This window comes from Amycolatopsis sp. NPDC059657 (assembly GCF_042734395.1).
Lineage (GTDB): Bacteria > Actinomycetota > Actinomycetes > Mycobacteriales > Pseudonocardiaceae > Amycolatopsis.
In genome coordinates this window covers 1-20,663 of sequence record NZ_JBHWEB010000054.1, presented here as the reverse complement: position 1 = coordinate 20,663, position 20,663 = coordinate 1, and the positions used below count along the sequence as shown (strand labels likewise).

At 69.5% G+C, this 20,663-nt stretch carries 12 protein-coding genes; 10 read left to right on the top strand and 2 right to left on the bottom strand.

Annotated features, from left to right (window positions below; translation table 11 throughout):
* Nucleotides 1-399: 399 nt before the first annotated feature.
* From ACFV15_RS26845 to ACFV15_RS26810, 8 genes are all read left to right on the top strand, one after another.
* A complete protein-coding gene (locus ACFV15_RS26845; RefSeq protein WP_378353370.1) occupies nt 400-7,326 on the top strand; it encodes an SDR family oxidoreductase in 6,927 nt (2,308 codons plus the stop codon).
* Entirely contained in the window at nt 7,320-11,675 is a 4,356-nt protein-coding gene (locus tag ACFV15_RS26840) for a type I polyketide synthase (protein WP_378353369.1), read from the top strand. The genes ACFV15_RS26845 and ACFV15_RS26840 overlap by 7 nt, the downstream gene beginning before the upstream one ends.
* Entirely contained in the window at nt 11,672-11,968 is a 297-nt protein-coding gene (locus ACFV15_RS26835) for an acyl carrier protein (RefSeq protein ID WP_378353368.1), read from the top strand. Before ACFV15_RS26840 ends, ACFV15_RS26835 begins: the two co-directional genes overlap by 4 nt.
* Entirely contained in the window at nt 11,965-12,771 is an 807-nt protein-coding gene (locus ACFV15_RS26830) for an alpha/beta fold hydrolase (protein ID WP_378353367.1), read from the top strand. The genes ACFV15_RS26835 and ACFV15_RS26830 overlap by 4 nt, the downstream gene beginning before the upstream one ends.
* Nucleotides 12,768-13,925 (top strand): glycosyltransferase, encoded by a 1,158-nt coding sequence (locus tag ACFV15_RS26825; protein WP_378353366.1) that lies wholly within the window; start codon nt 12,768-12,770, stop codon nt 13,923-13,925. Before ACFV15_RS26830 ends, ACFV15_RS26825 begins: the two co-directional genes overlap by 4 nt.
* The gene (locus ACFV15_RS26820) at nt 13,925-15,655 is read left to right on the top strand and encodes an ABC transporter ATP-binding protein (protein ID WP_378353365.1); all 1,731 of its coding nucleotides are present in this window, start codon (nt 13,925-13,927) and stop codon (nt 15,653-15,655) included. The genes ACFV15_RS26825 and ACFV15_RS26820 overlap by 1 nt, the downstream gene beginning before the upstream one ends.
* A gap of 281 nt (nt 15,656-15,936) precedes the next feature.
* The gene (locus ACFV15_RS26815; protein ID WP_378353364.1) at nt 15,937-16,284 is read left to right on the top strand and encodes an ArsC/Spx/MgsR family protein; all 348 of its coding nucleotides are present in this window, start codon (nt 15,937-15,939) and stop codon (nt 16,282-16,284) included.
* Nucleotides 16,285-16,558: 274 nt separating this feature from the next.
* Nucleotides 16,559-17,161: a superoxide dismutase family protein gene (locus tag ACFV15_RS26810; RefSeq protein ID WP_378353363.1), complete on the top strand. Its 603-nt coding sequence runs from the start codon at nt 16,559-16,561 to the stop codon at nt 17,159-17,161.
* Between the two features lie 57 nt (nt 17,162-17,218).
* Here the strand turns inward: ACFV15_RS26810 and cysC are convergent, their stop codons facing one another.
* Together cysC and cysD are read right to left on the bottom strand one after the other, a co-directional pair.
* A complete protein-coding gene (cysC, locus tag ACFV15_RS26805; protein WP_378353362.1) occupies nt 17,219-19,018 on the bottom strand; it encodes an adenylyl-sulfate kinase in 1,800 nt (599 codons plus the stop codon).
* Nucleotides 19,018-19,914 carry a sulfate adenylyltransferase subunit CysD gene (cysD, locus tag ACFV15_RS26800; RefSeq protein ID WP_378353361.1) on the bottom strand — a complete coding sequence of 299 codons (897 nt, stop codon included), beginning with the start codon at nt 19,912-19,914 and terminating at the stop codon, nt 19,018-19,020. The genes cysC and cysD overlap by 1 nt, the downstream gene beginning before the upstream one ends.
* Before the next feature lie 59 nt (nt 19,915-19,973).
* On the opposite strand from cysD, the gene ACFV15_RS26795 reads away from it, so the two are divergent.
* Both ACFV15_RS26795 and ACFV15_RS26790 read left to right on the top strand, forming a co-directional pair.
* Nucleotides 19,974-20,429: a nuclear transport factor 2 family protein gene (locus tag ACFV15_RS26795; protein ID WP_378353360.1), complete on the top strand. Its 456-nt coding sequence runs from the start codon at nt 19,974-19,976 to the stop codon at nt 20,427-20,429.
* 23 nt (nt 20,430-20,452) lie between these two features.
* On the top strand, nt 20,453-20,593 hold the full coding sequence (locus tag ACFV15_RS26790) for a hypothetical protein (protein WP_378353359.1): 141 nt from the start codon (nt 20,453-20,455) through the stop codon (nt 20,591-20,593).
* The last annotated feature ends 70 nt before the right edge of the window (nt 20,594-20,663 follow it).

Here is a 20,663-nt window from a genome sequence, read left to right as displayed (position 1 = left end):
GGTTCATCCGCCGCGGTGGTCCACCTTCTGTTCATTTACGGAAGCCTTTCAGACGGCCGTATTATCAGCGCCTCACAAAGCGTTCGCTCACATAGTGGGAGCGAGTGCGGCCGGCTTCCCCGCTGTTGTTAATTTTGTGAAAATAGCCTGGCCCCCGTCTATTGACCGGGTAGATGCCCAGCGTCATGCCATGGTCGCCGACCAGTGAAAGTCACATCGTGTCGGACATGTGTCGACAGTGCTAACTTCAGTCGTCCGCGGATTGCCCGTTGGGTGGGATCTGCGTCAATTTCGTGGGACGACCCCTGTTAACAGCGTTTAGTCATTGACGGGACCGCGATCGCGCGCTTAAGTACAGACCGTCACCCTTTTTCCCACTTCCGTGTTGCGGGGGTTCTCATGCGTGTGTCGAAACTCGGCACCAATGACGCTGCGTCGGCGAATGCGGCCGATCTCGTACTCGCGGTGACCCCGTTCGGAATTCCTTCCGCGCGGGTCGTCGCCGCGGCGGCGCAGGCCGGTGGCCTGGGCGTTCTCGATCTCACTGCGGGCGGGCGCGCGGCGGCCGAAGAGCTCGCGCTGACCGCTGAATGGGGCGTGCGAGGTTACGGTGTGCGTCTTGCCCACACCAGCGACTTTCCGGTGAAAGTTCTCCCGGATCAGGCGCACACCGTGGTGCTGACCGTCGACTCGGCACTGTCCGCAGAGGACTTTCCCGGTCGCCGGGTATTCGCCGAGGTGACCGGCCGCGACCAGGCGCGGCGTGCGGCCGCCGCTGGCGCACACGGCTTGATCGCGCGCGGACACGAGGCAGGCGGCCGGATCGGTGAGCTGAGCAGCTTCGTCCTGCTGCAGCAGTTGCTCGCCGACGGCGCGCACGACCTGCCGGTATGGGTCTGGGGCGGTGCCGGTCCGCACACCGCGGCGGCGGCGGTCGCGGGCGGCGCGGCCGGTGTGGTGCTCGATACGCAGCTCGCGTTGCTGGCCGAAGTGGACCTTCCGGCCGAGATCACCACCACGCTCACCGGGCTCGACGGCTCGGAAACCGCCGTGGTGGAGGGTATTCGGTATCTGCACCGCCGAGGTGCTGATCCTTCCGGACAGACGCTGCCAGTCGGTCAAGACGGTTTTCTCGCAGGCCGCTTCCAGGAGGACTGGGGCACCGTCGCCGCTGCCGTCCGTGGCGTGCGTGACGCGGTGACCGAGGCGCTCGCCGCGCCCGCGCCCCTGCTGTCGGTCGCGCAAGGCCCCATGACCCGGGTGAGTGACCAGGCCGCGTTCGCCGCGGCGGTCGCGAACGACGGCGGTCTCCCGTTCATCGCGCTCGCGCTTTCCGGAGCCGCGCAGACCCGCACGGTTTTGGAGCAGACCAAATCCGCACTTAACGACGCGCCTTGGGGTGTCGGCGTTCTCGGGTTCGCCGACGAGAATGTCAAAACCGCGCAGCTGGAAGTCATTCGCGAAATCCGGCCGTCGCACGCGATCATCGCGGGCGGGCGTCCCGCGCAGGCCGCCGCGCTCGAAGAAGTCGGTATCGAGACTTTCCTGCACGTGCCGTCGCCGGGGCTGCTCAAGCAGTTCCTCGACGCGGGCGCGCGCAAGTTCATCTTCGAAGGCTCCGAATGCGGCGGGCACGTCGGCCCGCGCAACAGTTTTCCCTTGTGGGAGGCGCAACTCGGGGTACTCGACAATTACCTTGACCTCGCGCCGGAGCTGCAGCTCTATTTCGCGGGCGGCGTGCACGACGAGCGGTCGGCCGCCATGGTCGCCGCGATGGCCGCCCCGCTGAGCGCGCGCGGCGCGAAGATCGGCGTCCTGATGGGCACGGCCTATCTGTTCACCGAAGAGGCCGTCGCCGCAGGCGCGGTGCTGCCGCTGTTCCAGCAACAGGTGATCGAGGCCGAGCACACCGATCTGCTGGAGACCGCGCCCGGGCACGCGACCCGCTGCGTCCGCAGCCCGTTCACCGGCGAATACGCCGCGATCAAGAAGGACCTCGCCGAGCGCGAGGTGCCCAGCCGCGAGGCATGGGAGCAGCTCGAACAGCTCAACGTCGGACGGCTTCGCCTCGCCAGCAAGGGAATCGAGCGCGTCGGTGACGACCTGCGTGAAGTCGCCGAGGACCGGCAGCTGGCCGAAGGCATGTTCATGGCCGGTGAGGTCGCGGTGCTGCGGTCCGAGGTGACCACCATCGCGGCGCTGCACGAAGCCGTCGGGACCGGCGCGCGGGAGTTCCTCGCGAACCGGATCGCGGAGCTCGGTTTTGCCGCCGGAGAAATCGATTCCACCCCGGAGCCGCTGGACATCGCCATCGTCGGGATGTCGTGCATGTTCCCGCAGGCGCCCGATCTCACCACGTTCTGGGCGAACATCCTCGGCGGCGTCGACTCGGTGACCGAGGTGCCGTCGCGGCGCTGGGACCAGTCCCTCTACTACGACCCCGATGGCGACGGCAGCCGCACGCCGTCACGCTGGGGCGGGTTCCTGCCCGAGATCCCGTTCGACCCGCTGAGCTACGGCATCCCGCCGTCGTCGCTGGCGAGCATCGAGCCGGTGCAACTGCTCGCGCTCGAAGCCGCGCGCCGTGCGCTCGTCGACGCGGGCTACGGCGACCGCGACTTCGACCGTTCCAAGGCTTCCGTGGTGTTCGGCGCCGAGGCGGGCAGCGACCTGTCGAACGCGATGACCCTGCGCACGGTCCTGCCGTCCTACATCGGCGAGATCCCGCCCGCGCTCGACGCGCAGCTGCCCAAGCTCACCGAGGACTCGTTCCCCGGTGTGCTGGCGAACGTCATCGCCGGCCGCGTCGCGAACCGGCTCGACCTCGGCGGCGCCAACTACACGGTCGACGCCGCCTGCGCGTCTTCGCTGACCGCGGTCGACGTGGCATGCAAGGAACTCACCGCCGGTACCAGCGACCTGGTGCTCTGCGGCGGCGCCGACCTGCACAACGGCATCAACGACTACCTGCTTTTCGCTTCGGTCCACGCGCTTTCGCCGACGGGCCGGTCGGCCACCTTCGACAGCGCGGCCGACGGCATCGCGCTCGGCGAGGGTGTCGCGTGCGTCGCGCTGAAGCGGCTCGCGGACGCCGAACGCGACGGTGACCGGGTCTACGCGGTCATCAAGGGCGTCGGCAGTGCGAGTGACGGCCGCGCGCTCGGCCTCACCGCGCCGCGGCCCGAAGGCCAGCACAACGCGCTGACCAGGGCGTATCGCAACGCCGGGATCTCGCCCGCCGAGGTCGGGCTGGTCGAGGCGCACGGCACCGGCACCGTCGTCGGCGACCGCACCGAACTCGGCACGCTGACCAAGGTGTTCGCCGAAGCGGGCGCGGAGCCGGGTGCCTGCGCGGTCGGCTCGGTCAAGTCGCAGATCGGGCACACCAAATGCGCCGCCGGTCTCGCCGGGCTCATCAAGACCACGCTCGCGCTGTACACCGGCGTCAAACCGCCGACGCTGCACGTCCAGAAGCCGAATCCGGCCTGGGAAGCCGAAAACAGCCCGTTCGCGTTCAACACCGAGGCCAGGCCGTGGGCCGCCGCACCCGCAGACCGGATCGCGGGCGTGTCCGCGTTCGGCTTCGGCGGGACCAACTTCCACGTCGTGCTCCGCGCGCACCAGGGCGGGGCGCCGCCCGCGCACACCGCCGACGAATGGCCGGTCGAGCTGTTCACCTTCCGCGGCGCGGATCACGGCGCGGCGGCCAAGGCGGCGAAGGAACTGCTCGCGCTGGTCGAGGCCGACCCCGGCAAGTTCGAGCCGTGGCGTCTGCGTGACTTCGCGCTCAGCGCCTCGCGCCGGTCCGAGATCGGGGCCACCCGAGGCACCCGCGTCCGGATCGCCGTGCTGGCGTCCACTGTGGACGAACTGGCCGGGCTGCTGCGCCGGGCCGTCGACGGTGAGCACAACCCTGACCTGGGGCTTTTTCAGGCATCGGACGAGGAAACCGGGGATCTGGCATTCCTCTTCCCCGGCCAAGGCAGCCAGCGGCCCGGTATGTTCGCCGAGCTGTTCGTCGCCTTCCCCGAGATCCAGCGCTACCTGCGGCTCGGCGGTTCGACCGCCGGCGTGCTCTTCCCGCCCGCCGCGTTCGACGAGGCCGGGCGCAAGGCGCAGCTCGCCGCGATCACCGACACCCGCGTCGCGCAGCCCGCGCTCGGTATCGCCGGGCTCGCCGCGAACGCGTTGCTCGCCAAGGCGGGCGTGCGCCCGGCGATGATGGCGGGGCACAGCTACGGCGAGCTGGTCGCGCTGACCGCGGCGGGCGCGCTGAGCCCGGAGAGCCTGCTGCGGTGCAGCACCGCCCGCGCCGAGGCGATCCTCAAGGCGACCGGAGCCGACGACCCCGGCACGATGGCGGCCGTTTCGGCGGGCGCGTCGGAGGTCACCGAGGCACTCGAGGACGCGGGGCTGGGCGACACGGTCGTCACCGCCAACCGCAACTCGCCCAAGCAGACCGTGATCTCCGGGCCGACAGCGGCCGTCGACGCGGCGGTCGAGAAGCTGCGCGCGAAAGGCCTGGGCGCCAAGCGGATCACGGTCGCGTGCGCGTTCCACAGTCCGCTGGTCGCGGCGGCGGGGGAGACGTTCGCCGAGGTGCTCGGCGTCGAGCCGGTGGCCGAACCGGAGATCCCGGTCTGGTCGAACCGCACGGCCTGCGCGTATCCGAACGAGCCAGCCGCCATCCGCGGCGAGCTGGCCGCCCAGATCGGCGCGCCGGTCGGGTTTGTCGAGCAGATCGAGGCCATGTACGCCGCGGGTGCCAGGGTGTTCGTCGAGGCCGGGCCGGGTTCGGTGCTGACCAAGCTGGTGCAGGCCATCCTCGAGGACCGTCCACATCGGACGGTGTCGCTGGAGGGCAGGCGCCGCACCGGCCTCGCCGGGTTCCTCGGCGCGCTCGCGCAGCTCGCCGTCGCCGGGGTGGACGTCCGCACCGGCTGGCTGTTCCAGGGCCGTGACGCCGTCGAAGCGGGGAAGGCTGCCCGCCGCAAGCGCGCGGGCTGGACGGTCGACGGCCATCTGCTTCGCACCGTCGACGGGTCGATCCCCGCGACGGCACTTCATCCCGCCCAGCGTATTTCGGAGGCTCTCGTGACAACAACCGGACACGCCGCCCCCGGTCAGACCAGCGGCTCCGAGGCACTCATCGCCGAATTCCTGCGCACCAGCAGGGAGATGGTCGCGGCCCAGCGTGACGTCCTGCTCGGCTACCTCGGCACGGACCCCGGCGCCCGCCCGGCCATCACCTACGTCGACGCGGCTCCGGCACGGACCGTCGCCGCTCCCGCGCCGGTGAGTGTGGCCGTCGTGGCGGAGAAGCCGGTCGAGGTCGTCGCCGCTCCGAAGCAGGATGTGCTTTCGGTGGTGCTGGAGGTGATCGGGGAGCGCACTGGATATCCGGTGGACATGATCGAGCCGGATCTCGATCTCGAAGCGGACTTGAGCGTCGACTCGATCAAGCGTGCCGAGATCGCCGGTGAGCTGGCGAGCAGGCTCGGGCTGCCGCTCGACGGCGACTCCGAGGAGCTGGCCAAGGCACGGACCGCCGCGAGCATCACCGCGCTGATCAGCGGCAAGGCACCCGCTCCCGCGGTCGTCGTCTCAGTCGCACCGAAGCAGGACGTACTCTCCGTGGTGCTCGAAGTGATCGGGGAGCGCACGGGTTACCCGGTCGACATGATCGAGCCGGATCTCGATCTCGAAGCGGATCTGAGCGTCGACTCGATCAAGCGCGCCGAGATCGCCGGTGAACTCGCGACCCGGCTCAGCCTCCCGCTCGATGGCGACTCCGAAGAACTGGCCAAGGCGCGCACGGCCGCCGCGATCACCGCGTTGATCGTCGGTGGCGGCGAGACGGCTGCCGAGCCCGCGCCGGTCGCGGAAAAGCCCGCCAGCACCGACGAGCCGGTCATCGTCGCGCCGAAGCGCCTGATCATGACCGAGTTCGAGCTGGCGAAGGCCGAGCTGAGCCCCGGTGAGCTGGCCGGACGCGAGTTCCTGGTGCTCGGCAGCGACGATCTCGCCGACGCGCTGGCCGCCAGACTCGGCGCCCAGGGCGCCGAAGCGCTGGTCACCACCGAGGCCCCGGCGTCACGGAAGTTCGACGGCGTCTACTTCCTCGGCGACCTGAGCGACCCGGTGCTGCCGGACGCTTTCCCGACCTACCAAACGGTGCTGGCCACTTCACCGCGTTGGGTCATCGCGAGCGGACCGGCCGAGGGCCTGCGCGGGTTCTTCCGCTCGGTGTCCCGCGAGTATCCGGACACCATCGCCCGCGTGGTCGAGCAGGCTGGGGCGACCGAGGTGATCGCGGACGGGCTGGTCGCGGAACTGTCCGGTGTGGACCGTGAGCCGGTCGTACTGCGGTCCGGCGAGACCCGTCACGGCCTGCGCATGGAGGAGACCGCGCTGGGCCTGCTCGGCAGCACGGGAGCCGGGCCCGCCGGTGACGGCGCCGCCGAGGCCGCCGCGCTCGGGCTCGACCGTGACTCGGTGGTGCTGCTGGTCGGCGGCGGGAAGGGCATCACCGCCCGGTTCGCCACCGCGCTGGCGGCCGCGAGCCGCTGCCGCATCGAGCTGTTCGGCCGGACCGCGCTGACCGCCGACGAGGACGCGGCGACCGCGGGAGCGTCCACCGAAGCAGAGCTTCGCGCCGCACTCATCGCGAGCGGCCTGCGCAAGCCTGCCGAGATCGAGAAGGCGGTCAGCCGGATCCAGGGTGAGCGCGAGGTCCGCGACACGGTGCGCAGGCTCACCGAACTCGGCAGCCAGGTCCGCTACCACTCGGTCAACATGCTCGACGGCGCCGCCGTGCAGCGCGCGATCAAGGAGATCCACACCGAGCACGGCAGGCTCGACGGCCTCGTCTACGCGGCGGGCGTGATCGAGGACAAGCTGATCGCCGAGAAGACGCCGGAGTCGTTCAGCCGGGTCTACAGCACGAAGGTCGACGGCGCGCAGGCGCTGCTCGACGCGGCGGGCACGCTCCCGAACGGCCCGCGGTTCGCGGTGCTGTTCGGCAGCATCGCCGCCACACTCGGCAACCGGGGGCAGTCCGACTACGCCTCGGCCAACGACGCGCTCGAGACGCTCGGCCGCCACTGGTCCGAAGTGGACGGACGACGCGGGCTGACCGTCCACTGGGGGCCGTGGGCGCCGACCGGTACCAACAACGGCATGGTCACGCCCGAGCTGATGCGCAACTACGCCAAGCGCGGCATCGAGCTGATCGACCCCGAAGAGGGCACCATGAGCCTGCTCCGCGAGCTGGCCTGGGGCTCCGAGGACGCCACCGCGGTCGTCTACACGGCCTCCGGATGGTGAGCTCCATGCCCGTCGCCATTGTCGGAATGTCGGTGCTCTTCCCCGGGGCACCGGATCTCGACACGTACTGGCGCAATCTCGTGCAGGGCGTCGACGCGATCACCGACGTCCCCGAGGGCCGCTGGGACGGTGACTACTACGCGCCGGGCGCGGAACCGCGGGCCGACCGGATCTACTGCAAGCGCGGCGGTTTCGTCGACGAACTGGCCGAAGTGGACGTCACCGGGTTCGGCATCATGCCCAACTCGGTGCAGGCCACCGAGCCGGATCAGCTGATCGCGTTGCGGGTCGCGGCACAGGCGATCGCGGACGCGGGCGGCGACGAGCGGCTGCCGTCCGACCGCCAGCGCACCGGGATCATCCTGGGCCGCGGCGGCTACCTGACGCCCGGTCTCGTCCGGCTGGACCAGCGGGTGCGGACCGCGAGCCAGCTGGTCAGGACCTTGGGTGAGTTGCTGCCCGAGCTTTCGGGGGAGCGGCTGGAGCAGGTGCGGCAGGCGTTCACCGATCAGCTCGGCCCGGAGGCACCGGAATCGGCGATCGGCCTGGTGCCGAACCTCGCCGCGTCCCGGCTGGCGAACCGGCTCGACCTGCGTGGCCCGGCGTACACAGTGGACGCCGCGTGCGCGTCTTCGCTCGTCGCGGTCGACCACGCCGTGCGTGAACTGCAGACCGGACGCTGTGACGTCGTGCTGGCCGGCGGGGTGCACCACTGCCACGACATCACGTTCTGGAGTGTGTTCAACCAGCTCGGCGCGTTGTCGCCGAGCCAGCGGATCCGGCCATTCCATCGCGGCGCCGACGGCGTGCTGATCGGCGAGGGCACCGGCGTGGTCGTGCTCAAGCGGCTCGAAGACGCCGAGCGCGACGGCGACCGGGTGTACGCCGTCATCACCGGCACGGGCGTGGCCAGTGACGGCAAGACCGCGAGCCTGCTCAACCCCGACTCGGGCGGCCAGGTCCGCGCGGTCCGTCAGGCCTGGGCGGCGGCCGGGCTCGACCCGGCCGAACCCGGCTCGGTCGGCCTGCTCGAAGCACACGGCACCGCGACTCCGGCCGGCGACAACGCCGAGCTGGCCACGCTCGCCGAGGTGTTCGGCGCGGCGACCGACGAGCGCGCGGTGATCGGCTCGGTCAAGTCGATGATCGGCCACACCATGCCGGCCGCTGGCGTCGCCGGGCTGGTCAAGGCGGCTTTGGCCGTCCACCACGGGATTCTGCCGCCGACCCTGCACTGCGACGACCCCAACCCGGCGCTCGCCCGCACCCGGTTCACCACTTTGGACAGTGCCCAGCCGTGGCAGACCACCGACGACCAGCCCGTGCGCCGGGCGGGGGTCAACGCGTTCGGCTTCGGCGGCATCAACGCGCACGTCGTGCTGGAGCAGGCGGCCTCCAGGCCCGCTGTCACGGTTCGCGAACCCGAGCGGGTGCTGCGGCTGACGGCCGCGAGCCCGGCCGAGCTGGCCGCGGTACTCGACGCGGACGACAGCGAAGTGCTGGCGGCCGGACTAGACGAGCGGATCCGAGCAGGCGGCCCGACGCGCCTCGGTATCGTCGATCCGACGGCAAAACGCCTCGCGCTGGCCCGCAAGGCCGTCGCGAAGGGCAAGCCGTGGCGTGGCCGCAACGACTTGTGGTTCGTGCCGGAACCGCTGCTCGGCCCAGGCGGCGGCAAGCTCGCGTTCGTCTTCCCCGGTCTGGAAGCCGAGTTCGAACTGAACTCCGAGGACATCGCGCGCCACTTCGGACTCCGCTGGTCACTGTCCGCCGAGGACATCAAGATCGGTGACGTCGGCCGTCAGGGCACCGGCGTCTTCGAGCTCGGCCGGTTGCTGAATTCCGCGCTGGGCAGGCTTTCCGTGGTCCCGGACGCGCTCGCCGGGCACAGCCTCGGCGAGTGGACCGCGATGGCCGCCGCCGGGATCCACGCCGAGGACGAGGTCGACGCGTTCCTCGCCAAGTTCGACCCGGACGCGCTGAAGGTGCCCGGCCTGGCATTCGCGGTCATCGGCGCGCCGGCGCCCCAGGTGCTCGAAGTCCTCAAGGGACAGTCGGAAGTCGTGCTGTCCCACGACAACGCCCCGAACCAGTCGATGATCTGCGGCCCGGCACAGGCCGTCGAATCGCTCGTGCGGCGGTTCCGCGACCGGGCGGTGATCTCGCAGGTACTGCCGTTCCAGTCCGGGTTCCACACGCCGATGCTCGCGCCGTACCTCGACCCGATCCGCGAGGCCGCCGAGGCCTACTCACTGCATCCGGCCAGGCTGCCGGTGTGGTCGGCGACGACCGAGTCGGAGTACCCGGCCGAGCCCGCGGCGATCCGCGAGCTGTTCGTCCGGCATCTGCTGGAGCCGGTCCGGTTCCGCCCGATGATCGAGGCGATGCACGCGCGGGGCTTTCGCGCGTTCGTCCAGCTCGGCGCCGGGCAGCTGGGCTCGCTCATCGGCGACACGTTGCAGGGCAAGGATCACCTCGTCGTACCCGCGCATTCCGCGCACCGGCCAGGGCTCGCGCAGCTGCACCGCGTGGTCACGGCGTTGTGGGTGGACGGCGCCGAGCCCGACGCCGAACCGTTGGTGGGCAAGAAGCCTTCGGCGCGCAAGCCGGTCAGGCTCGACCTCGGCGGTGCGCTCATCTCGCTCGACGAACGCACCCGCAAGGAGGTCTCCGCAGGGCTCGCCCCGGCCGGTCCGTCTCCTTTGGACTCGCTGAGCTCACCGATCGCGGCCGAGTTCTCCGCTCTGCTCAAGGACACCGCGGCGCTCGCGTCCGATGTGCTCAGGGCCGGTGCCACCCGGACGATCTCACGTCCGGCGGTCCCGCGTGCGCTCGAAAGCACGTTGCGCGTCTCCGTCGACACCATGCCTTACCTGCTCGACCACTGCTTCTTCAAGCAGCCGGCAGGCGCGGACCCCGCGGACTCGTGGCCGGTCGTGCCCGCGACCACGGTCATCGGGCATCTGATGGACTTCGCCGAGCAGGCCTCGCCCGGTCTGCGCGCGGTCGCCGTCCACGAGGTACGGCTGAACAAGTGGATCACCGCGATCCCGGCGCTCGACGTGCCGGTCAAGATCGTGCCGGACGGCCCGCACCGGGTCACCGCGTCACTCGGCGGCTACTCGCAGGCGACCGTCGAACTCGCTCCGGGCTTCCCGGCGGACCGGCCCGTGCCATGGACGTTCCCCGCCTACGAGGAACGCGCACCCGAGCTGACCGCGGAGGCGCTCTACACCGAGCGCTGGATGTTCCACGGCCCGCAATTCCAGGGTGTCAAGGAATTGATCGCGGTCGGCGACGCGCACACCCGCGCGATACTGACCACCCCGGCCGCGCCCGGCGCGCTGCTGGACAACGTCGGCCAGGTGCTCGGCTACTGGATCATGTCGCAACTGCCGTCGCGCACCACGGTGTTCCCGGTCGGCATGAAGGAGATCCGGTTCTACGGCGACCATCCGGCGGCGGGCGAGGAGCTGGAATGCCTCGTCCGGATCACCGCACTGAGCGACGCGCTGCTCGAAGCCGACATGCAGCTCGTCCACAAAGGACAGGTGTGGGCCGAGTTCACCGGCTGGGTCGACCGCCGCTTCGACAGCAACCCGGTGATCCGCCGGATGGACCGCGTGCCGGAGCACAACACGCTGTCCGAGATCCAGCCAGGCGGCTGGGCGCTGGTCCACGAGCAGTGGCCCGACCTCGCCACCCGCGAGCTGATCATGCGCAACATCCTCGCCGGCGCCGAGCGTGAGCAGTACGAAAGCCATTCCCCGCGCGGAAAACGGCAGTGGCTGCTCGGCCGGATCGCCGCCAAGGACGCCGTGCGCCGCTGGCTGTGGAACCGGGGCGAAGGCGGGATCTTCCCGGCGGAACTTCGCGTGGTCAACGATCGCGCGGGCCGTCCGCACGTCGAGGGCGCCTACGGCAAGGTGTTGCCGGGGCTGACCGTGTCGATCGCGCACCGCGGCGAGGTCGGCGTCGCCATCGTCCGGAGCGGACGGTGCGGTATCGATGTCGAAGAGGTCATCAAACGCAGCGACACCACTTTCTCGGCGGCGCTGAGCGCGGGGGAGTGGGAGCGGCTGATCGAGGCCGCGAAATACCACGACGACTCGGAAGACCTGTGGTTCACCCGGTTCTGGACGGCCAAGGAGGCCGTCGCGAAGCTGCGCGGCACCGGGCTCATGGGTGAGCCGAGGAATTTCGAGGTCGTCAAGGCCGATCCCGAGGTGCTGACCGTCCGGGTGGACGGCGAGGAGTACCCGGTATGGCACCGGCGGGTCGCGAACCCGGCCGGGCTGCCCGAGCGCGAATACGTCGTGGCGTGGACTGAGGAAGAGGAGAAGAAATGAGCACAGAGACCACGGTCGTCGACGAAGCGTCGGTCTTCGCGGACATCTCCGGGATGCTCCAGGACCTGCTCGAGGAGTACGGCCTCGACGACACCGAGATCACCATGGACACCAAGTTCCACGACGACCTGGAGCTGGAGAGCATCGACCTGGTCGCGCTGTCCGGCTCGCTGCGCGACCGCTACGGCGAGACGATCAACTTCGCCCAGTTCATCGCGGACAAGGAACTCGGCGAGATCATGGCGATGACGGTCGGCGAGCTCGTGGTCTTCGTCGTGAAGTCGCTGTCATGAGCAAGATCCGCGTCGGCGAGATCGACGTCCACGTGCAGCGGCTGCCCCCGGTCGTCCCACCTCCGCCAGGTGAGGAGGCGCCGATCGTGGTGCTCATCCACGGCCTGCTCTACGACAGCCTCGCCAGCTTCTACTTCACGCTCGGCCCCGCGTTCGCCAACGCGGGCATGGACGTGATCATGTACGACCTGCGCGGGCACGGGAAGTCCAGCCGCCCGCCCACCGGCTACCTGCTCGAGGACTTCGTGCACGACCTGGACCTGACGCTCGGGGTGCTGGGCGTCGACCGGCCGGTGCACCTGATCGGCAACTGCTTCGGCGCGACCGTCGCCTACGGTTACGCGGCCTCGCGGCCGGACCGGGTGGCGAGCATCGTCGCGATCGAGGGCACGCCGCCGGTGCCGCTGTGGGCGGAGATGCTCGGCGACACGCTGGCCGACGCCAAGGTCAACCTGGCCTCGGAGTCCTACCTCGCGCGCCTCAGCGCCGAGCACGGCAGCCACGTGGCGAGGCTGACCAAGGCCGCCGGCCGGATCCTGCAGGTCACGGCGCTGGCCGAAGAAGTGGTGCGCAGCAAGACCATCGACCACTACCTCGGCGACATCAAATGCCCGGTGTTCGCGTTGTTCGGCGAGGACTCGCCGATGGCCATCCAGCGCGAGCACATGGAGAAGTACCTGGAACGCGGCAGGGTCACCATGCTGCCGGACCAGGGACACTCGGTGCTGGTCGAACGGACCGAGGAGATCTCCGCGCTCATCAGCGATTGGGTAGCGGAACACTCGCTAGTGGAGGCGGAGTGAGCCGCTTCCTGTTCGTGGTGCCGCCACTGGTCGGCCACATCAATCCGACCATCGGCGTCGCGGCCGAGCTGACCGCGCGCGGCCACGAGGTCGCGTGGGCGGGCGCGTCGGAGATCCTCACCCGGCTCGCCGGGCCGCGCGCGACGATCTTCGACTGTTACGCGCCCGAAGGCGGGCTGCGCCGCACGGCCGACCTCAAAGGACCGGCCGCCTTCCAGTTCCTCTGGGAGGACTTCCTCATCCCGCTCGCCGATCACATGGGACCAGGCGTCCGAGCGGCGATCGAGCGGTTCGAGCCGGACGTGGTGATCTCGGACCAGCAGGCCGTCGCGGGCGGGCTGATCGCCGACGACCTCGGCCTGACCTGGGTCACCTCCGCGACCACCTCGGCCGAGCTGATCAACCCGCTCGGCGGGCTGCCCAAGGTGGCTGCCTGGCTGGACGGTCTGCTCGAAGACCTGCGCGGGCGGATCGGGGGACGCGGCACCGCCGACCCGCGGATGTCGCCGCACGGCGTGCTCGCCTTCACGACCCGTGAACTGCTCGGGCCGGTTTCGCTGCCCGATGACGTCTGGCTGATCGGGCCGTCGATCGCGACCCGTCCATCCACATCGGACTTCCCATGGGAGTGGCTCGACTCGCCTTCGCCGACCGTGCTCGTCACGCTCGGCACCGCCAATGTGGACGCGGGTGCCGGTTTCCTGACCGCCGCGGCCGCCGCCTTGTCCGAAATGGACGTACGGGCCGTCGTGCTCGATCCCGGAGGCGTGCTCGGCCCGGTCGGTGGCAATCTCCTTGTGCGAGGCCATGTTCCGCAGCTGCCGCTGCTGGAGCGGGTGGACGCGGTCGTCTGCCACGCCGGGCACAACACGGTGTGCGAGTCGCTCTGGCACGGCGTTCCGCTCGTGGTCGCGCCGATCAGGGACGACCAGCCGATCGTCGCCGGTCAGGTCGTCGACGCCGGCGCCGGTGTCCGCTTGCGGTTCGGGCGGGCCACTCCGGCCAAGATCGCCGAAGCCGTGACCGCCGTGCTCGACCCCGATCAGGGTTATCGCCGGGCCGCCGAAACCATCGGCCTCTCGTTCCGCGCGGCGGGCGGCACGACCGGCGCCGCCGACCACCTCGAAGACTTGCTAGTCAAAGTGGAGAACTGATGAGCGCACCCGGGTCGTTCGGCGCGTTGCTCGCGTACGCGAAGCCGCATCGCAAGGTGCTGGCCGCGTCGCTGGGCATCACCCTGCTGGCCAGCGCCTCCGGGCTGATCCAGCCGAAGTTCGCGCAGGAGATCCTCGGCAGGCTGGCGCTCGGCACGAGTGTGGCGGGGCCGATCCTGATCCTCGCGGTGCTGCTCATCGCCGGTGCGCTGCTGACCGGGCTCAACGCCTGGCTGCAGCAGCGGACCTCCGAGCGTGTCGTCCGGCAGGTGCGCCGTGACCTGGTCTTCCGCCTGATCCGGCTGCGGGTGCCCGAACTCGACCAGCGCCCGCCCGGCGATCTCATCGCCAGGGTGACCTCGGACAGCACGCTCCTCAAGAGCGCCGCGACCGAGGGCTTGATCATGTCGGTCAACGGGGTGCTCACCTTCATCGGCGCCATCGTCATGATGGCGACGCTCCACTTCGGGCTGCTCGCGATCACCTTCGTGGTGTTGCTACTGGTCGGCGTCGTCATGACGATCGTGCTGCCGCGGATCAAGGCCGCGGTCGCCCGCGCGCAGGACTCGGTCGGCGTCATCGGCTCGATGCTCGACCGGACGCTCGGCGCGACCAGGACCGTCAAAGCCAACGGCGCCGAGGGCCGCGAGACGGCCGCCGCGCAGGAGGCGGTCGAGGAGGCCTATCAGGCGGGGCTGGTCGGCGCCCGGTACAGCGCGATCGTCAGCATGGTCGGCGGCGCGTCGATCCAGACCGCGTTCCTGGTGGTACTGGGTGTCGGCGGGGTGTTCGTGGCGAACGGCTCGATGGCCGTGTCCGAGCTGATCGCGTTCCTGCTGTACGTGTTCTTCCTGGCCAGCCCGATCGCCTCGCTGGTGACCGGCACGAGCATGCTGCAGCAAGGCCTCGGCGCGGTCGGCCGGATCGGCGAGGTCGCCGAAATGCCGATCGAGGAGGACGTTGAAGCGTCGGGCGTCCCGCTGGTCGCAGGCCCGCCGCCCGCGATCGAACTGCGGGGCGTCGAATTCGCTTACCCCGGACGGGCGCCGGCGTTGAACGGGATCTCGTTCAGCATCCCCGGCGGTACCCAGACGGCGCTGGTCGGCTTGTCCGGCGCGGGCAAGACCACGCTTTTCTCTCTGCTGCAACGATTCTACGAGCCATCCTCGGGCACGGTCCTGATCGGCGGCGTGGACATCTCGGCACTCTCGCGCGCCGAGGTCCGCCGCCGGATCGCCTACGTCGAGCAGGACGCGCCCGCGATGGCGGGCACCATCCGGGCCAATCTCCTCTACGCCGCACCGGACGCGTCCGCCGATCAGATCGCGCAGGCGCTGCGCGTCACCCGGCTCGACGGGCTGATCTCCCGGCTCACCGACGGCCTGGACACCCCGGTCGGCCCGCGCGGCGTCACCCTCTCCGGCGGCGAACGCCAACGACTCGCCATCGCCCGCGCGCTGCTGCGGCGGCCGCAGGTCCTGCTGCTCGACGAGGCGACCGCGCAGCTCGACGCCCGCAACGAGCAAGCGCTGAGCGAGGTCGTGACCGGGCTCGCCGCGCACTGCACGGTCGTGCTGATCGCGCACCGGCTGTCCACGGTCATCGAGGCGGACCAGATCGTGGTGCTCGAACACGGCAACGTCCGCGCGGTCGGCACCCATCGGTCCCTTGTGGACGATGACGAGCTGTACCGCGAACTCGCGGCCACCCAGCTCCTGGCCGCCGAGTAGGGCTCGCGGGCGGTTCTATTGGGCGGGAAGCCAAAGGTGGCGTGCTCGGTGTGAAGTGAGGGGGCCGTTGGGTGCGTAGTACGCATTCGGGGGCACCCTCGCTTCACGATGAGGCTCTGGCAAGCGGTCGTGAGTGGTATGGCCGGTTCTAACCGGTCTAAACACTCACGACCCCTGGCCTCCCCGAAGCGAAGACCCCGCCGGCCTGCCCGGAGCGCGCCACATTTGCCCTTCCCCTCAATAGAACCGCCCGCAACGCTCACGACTAAACTCTCCGGCTTATGGAGATCTGGATCAACCCGGCATGCTCGAAGTGCCGGTCCGCGTTGTCGGTGCTCGACGCGGAGGAAGCCCAGTACACGGTCCGGTACTACCTGGAGACACCGCCGACGGTCGCGGAACTCGAGGCGGTGCTGGACCGGCTCGGGCTGGAGCCGTGGGACATCACGCGGTTCGGCGAGGCCGTCGCGGGCTCGCTCGGGCTGAAGGAGTGGCCGCGCGAGGACCGCGCCCGCTGGCTCGCGGTGCTGGCCGAGAATCCGATCCTGATCCAGCGGCCGATCATCACGGCCGACGACACCGCGGTCATCGGCCGGTCCGAGGAGTCAGTGCGTTCCGTGCTGGGCTAGGCCCCGGTCGGTCGTCGGTCGTTTCTCTGCGCTTTCCATCTCACTTGCTGACTCGATTCCGCGAGAAGCGGAAACAATTCATCCCATCGTGAAAACTGCCGCTTACCCGACTCCGACTATTTACACTGGCACCAAACAGTCCTTTGGACTCGACCGTCAACCTCATTTCGTCCGGAGACGGCATCTTTCACAACCTCCGGGCGGTCGTGACCTGCCAGCCAGCCCGTGCGCTGACTCGCGCCGAAGACCAGCCAACGAAATTTCAAGGAGAACAATGCGGGCAACTGTGGTGACCTTCGCCGTGAGTGCGGTGCTGGTCGGCGGCGTCGCCGCCTGCTCATCCGCCGAGAGCCACTCCCAAGGCGCCTCGACCAGCCCGGGCGCCCCTGCCCCGGGGCAGCTCGCCTCGGCGACCTTCGCCGCTCCCGCGGCGGCCGGGACCCAGCCCGCGGCGATCACTTACCACGCCGACCTGGTGCCGGCCGGGGCCAAGGCTGTCGTGGCCACCTCGGTGGCCGATGGCAAAACGAAGGTCACCCTCGAGGTCTCCGGCCTGCTGTCCGGCCGGATGTACGGCGCGCACGCGCACACCAAGGCCTGTGGAGCGAAGGCGGCCGATGCCGGGCCGCACTACCAGGACAAGAAGGATCCGGTACAGCCCTCGGTGGACCCGGCCTTCGCCAATGCGAGCAACGAGATCTGGCTTGACTTCACCACCAACGACAAGGGTGAGGCCGTCGCGACAACGACGGTGCCCTGGCTCTTCCCCAAGGGGGGAGCGAACTCGGTGGTGCTGCACGCCAACCACACCAGCACCGAAACCGGTAAAGCCGGCACGGCGGGCGACCGCCTCGCGTGCATCACCGCCGCCTTCTAGGCGCTGTCCTGTAAGTCATCGGAACCAGAACACGATGGCTGCGATGGTGAGTTCCACTTACCGGACACGCACCAGGCGGAGCAGGGTGCCCGCCGGGTCGTCGACGGCGGGGTCGAGGACCACATCCGGGCTGACCGGCGCCTCGTAGGGCGCGTTGATCCCGGTGAAGTCGTTGATCTCGCCCTTCCTTGCCTTCGCGTAGAGGCCCTTGGGATCGCGGGATTCGCAGACGGCGAGCGGAGTGTCGACGAAGACCTCCACAAAGGACAGGCCAGCCTCTTCGTGTGCGCGGCGGATCCGGTCGCGGTCCTCTTGGTACGGACTGATGAGCGACGCGATCGCGACGATCCCGGCGTCGGCGAACAGCTTCGCGACCTCGCCGACGCGGCGTACGTTTTCGGCACGGTCCTCCGCGCTGAAGCCGAGGTCGTTGTTGAGGCCGTGCCGCAGGTTGTCGCCGTCGAGCAGATACGCTGGCCTGCCCGCGGTGACGAGCCGTCGTTCGAGTTCCGCCGCGATGGTCGACTTGCCGGAGGCGGACAGGCCGGTGAGCCAGATGGTCATGCCCCTGGTCGGCCGGTCGTCGCGGGTGACGGCGGTTTCGTGCCAGACGACGTTCGACGCGGCGCCGGTGATCATCCCGGCCGCGACGGTGTCGTGCGTGGTCTCGTCGACGAGGATGAAGCCGCCGGTGCCGCGGTTGCGGCGATACGGGTCGAAGTGCAGCGGACGCCGCGTGCGCAGCCGGACGCGGCCGATTTCGTTGAGGGACAAGGAAGTCGCGGCCTCGTCACGGTGCAGTGTGGTCACGTCCAGCCGGTAGTCGACCTTGCGGACGGTCGCCTTGGTGCGGCTCGTGGTGTGCTGCAGCGAGTATTCGTGGCCCTCGGTCAGCGCGGCCCGTTCGCTGAACCAGCAGATCATGGCGTCGATGTCCTGGCTCGCCTGTGGCTGGTTCCCTGGCCGGCACAGCAGATCGCCGCGGCCGACATCGAGTTCGTCGGCCAGTTCGACGGCGACGGCCTGCGGCGGGAAGGCCTCGGCGACGGGTTTCCCGCCGGGGCCCCAGATCGCGCGGATGGTCGTCGTGAACCCGGCGACGCGCACCTCGTCGCCGGGTTTGAAGACGCCGCCCTGGATCGTCCCGGCGTAGCCGCGGAAGTCAGGCTTGCGTATAACGTACTGTACAGGGAGGCGCGCGTCGATCAGGTTGCGATCGGACGCGATGTGCACCTCTTCGAGCTGGTGGAGCAGGGAAGTGCCCTCGTACCAGGGCATCGCCGTGCTGCGGTGCACCACGTTGTCGCCGAGCAGCGCCGACATCGGCACGAAGGTGAGGTCGTGGACGTCGAGCTTCATCGCGAACCGGCGGAACTCCTCGTGGATCTCGGCGAACCGGTCTTGGGACCAATCCACGAGATCCATCTTGTTGACGCAGAGCACGAGGTGCCGGATGCCGAGCAGGCTGGCGAGGAACGCGTGCCGCCGCGACTGCTCGACGACACCCTTGCGTGCGTCGATGAGGATCAGCGCGAGGTCCGCTGTGGACGCTCCGGTGACCATGTTGCGCGTGTACTGCACGTGTCCCGGCGTGTCCGCGATGATGAACTTCCGTTTGGGCGTCGCGAAATACCGGTGCGCGACGTCGATCGTGATGCCCTGCTCACGTTCGGCGCGCAGCCCGTCGGTGAGCAACGCGAGGTTGGGGTAGTCCTCACCGCGGTCGCGGCTGGCGCGCTCGACGGCCGCCAGCTGGTCCTCGAACACCGTCTTGGAGTCGAAGAGCAGCCTGCCGATCAGGGTGGACTTGCCGTCGTCGACACTCCCGGCGGTCGCGAGCCGCAGCAGCTGGGCCATCAGAAGTACCCTTCCTTCTTCCGGTCTTCCATGCCAGCCTCGGAAATCCGGTCGTCGGCCCTGGTCGCACCCCGCTCGGTCACCCGGCTGGCCGCGGTCTCGGCGACGACCTCGGCCGCGGTCGACGCGGTGGATTCCACGCACCCCGTGCACGTCGCGTCGCCCACGGTCCGGAAACGCACGGTCGCCTCGTACGGCTCCTCGCCGGGTCCGGGTGTCACGAAGCGGGTGTGCGCGATCAGCATGCCGTCGCGCTGGAAGACCTGGCGCTTGTGCGCGTAGTAGATGCCGGGCAGCCGGATTTCCTCGGCCTGGATGTACTGCCAGATATCGAGTTCGGTCCAGTTGGACAACGGGAACACCCGGATGTGCTCGCCCTTGCGATGCTGTCCATTGTAGAGCGACCAGAGCTCGGGCCGCTGCCGTCGTGGATCCCACTGCCCATGCTCGTCGCGGAAGCTGAACACCCGCTCCTTGGCGCGCGCCTTCTCCTCATCCCGCCGCGCACCCCCGAAGACGGCGTCGAACCGATGCTCGCCGATCGCACGCAGCAACGTGGCGGTCTGCAACCGGTTCCGGCTCCCGCCGTCGTCGGCGACCCGCCCGGCGTCGATGTCGTCTTGAACCCGCGCGACCAGCAGCCGGACGTCTTCGGTGTGCGCGTCCCGGAACTCGATCACCTCGTCGAAGTTGTGCCCCGTGTCGATGTGCAGCACCGGGAAGGGAACCGGCGCAGGCCAGAACGCCTTGGCCGCCACGTGCAGCATGACGACGGAGTCCTTGCCGCCGGAGAACAACAGCACCGGCCGCTCGAAGGTCGCGGCGACCTCACGGAAGACGTGCACCGCCTCCGCCTCGAGCGTATCCAGATGGGAGAGCTCGTACGCTGTGGTCACGACTGAAAAAACTAGAACAAGTTCTTGCGGTCGGTCAACCCCGCGAGGACGCTGTACCCATGGACCTGGTCGCCCTCGAAGAGCTCCGACGGCTCAAGTACCGCTACCTCCGCAGCCTCGACCTGAAACTCTGGGCCGAGTTCGAAGCCACTCTCGCCCCCGACGCCACCGCCGACTACGGCGAGCACCTGCGCTTCGGCAGCCGCGCGGAGATCGTCAAGTTCATGCGCACCTGGCTGGAGTCGGACATCATCACCGTCCACCACTGCCACCACCCCGAGCTGGAGGTCGACGGCTCGACGGCCACCGGCACCTGGTGCCTGGACGACACGATCATCGTCCCCGAGCACCGCCTGATGATCCGCGGCTCCGCGTTCTACGAGGACGCCTATGTCCGCGGCGACTCCGGCTGGCAGATCTCGCGCACCGGTTACCAGCGGACGTACGAGTCGACGATGTCGCTCGACGACATGCCCAGCTTCAAGCTCACGGCCAACCGCTGGGCTGCGGGCTAGCGCGGCCCGGAACAGAATGGGGCATGGATCCGGTGGAGCGGCTGCGCGAGCTGTGCCTGGCGCTGCCGGAGGTGACCGAGCGGCTCAACCACGGCGAGCCCGCCTGGTCGCGCCCCAGAAGCTGGCCGCGAAGCTGGGGTCGTGAGTGGTACGGCCGGTTCTAATACTCCAGCTGTAGTTCGTGATGTGGCTGGCGTGTCGGTGAAATAGGCGCGGCCACCACGGTGATCATGA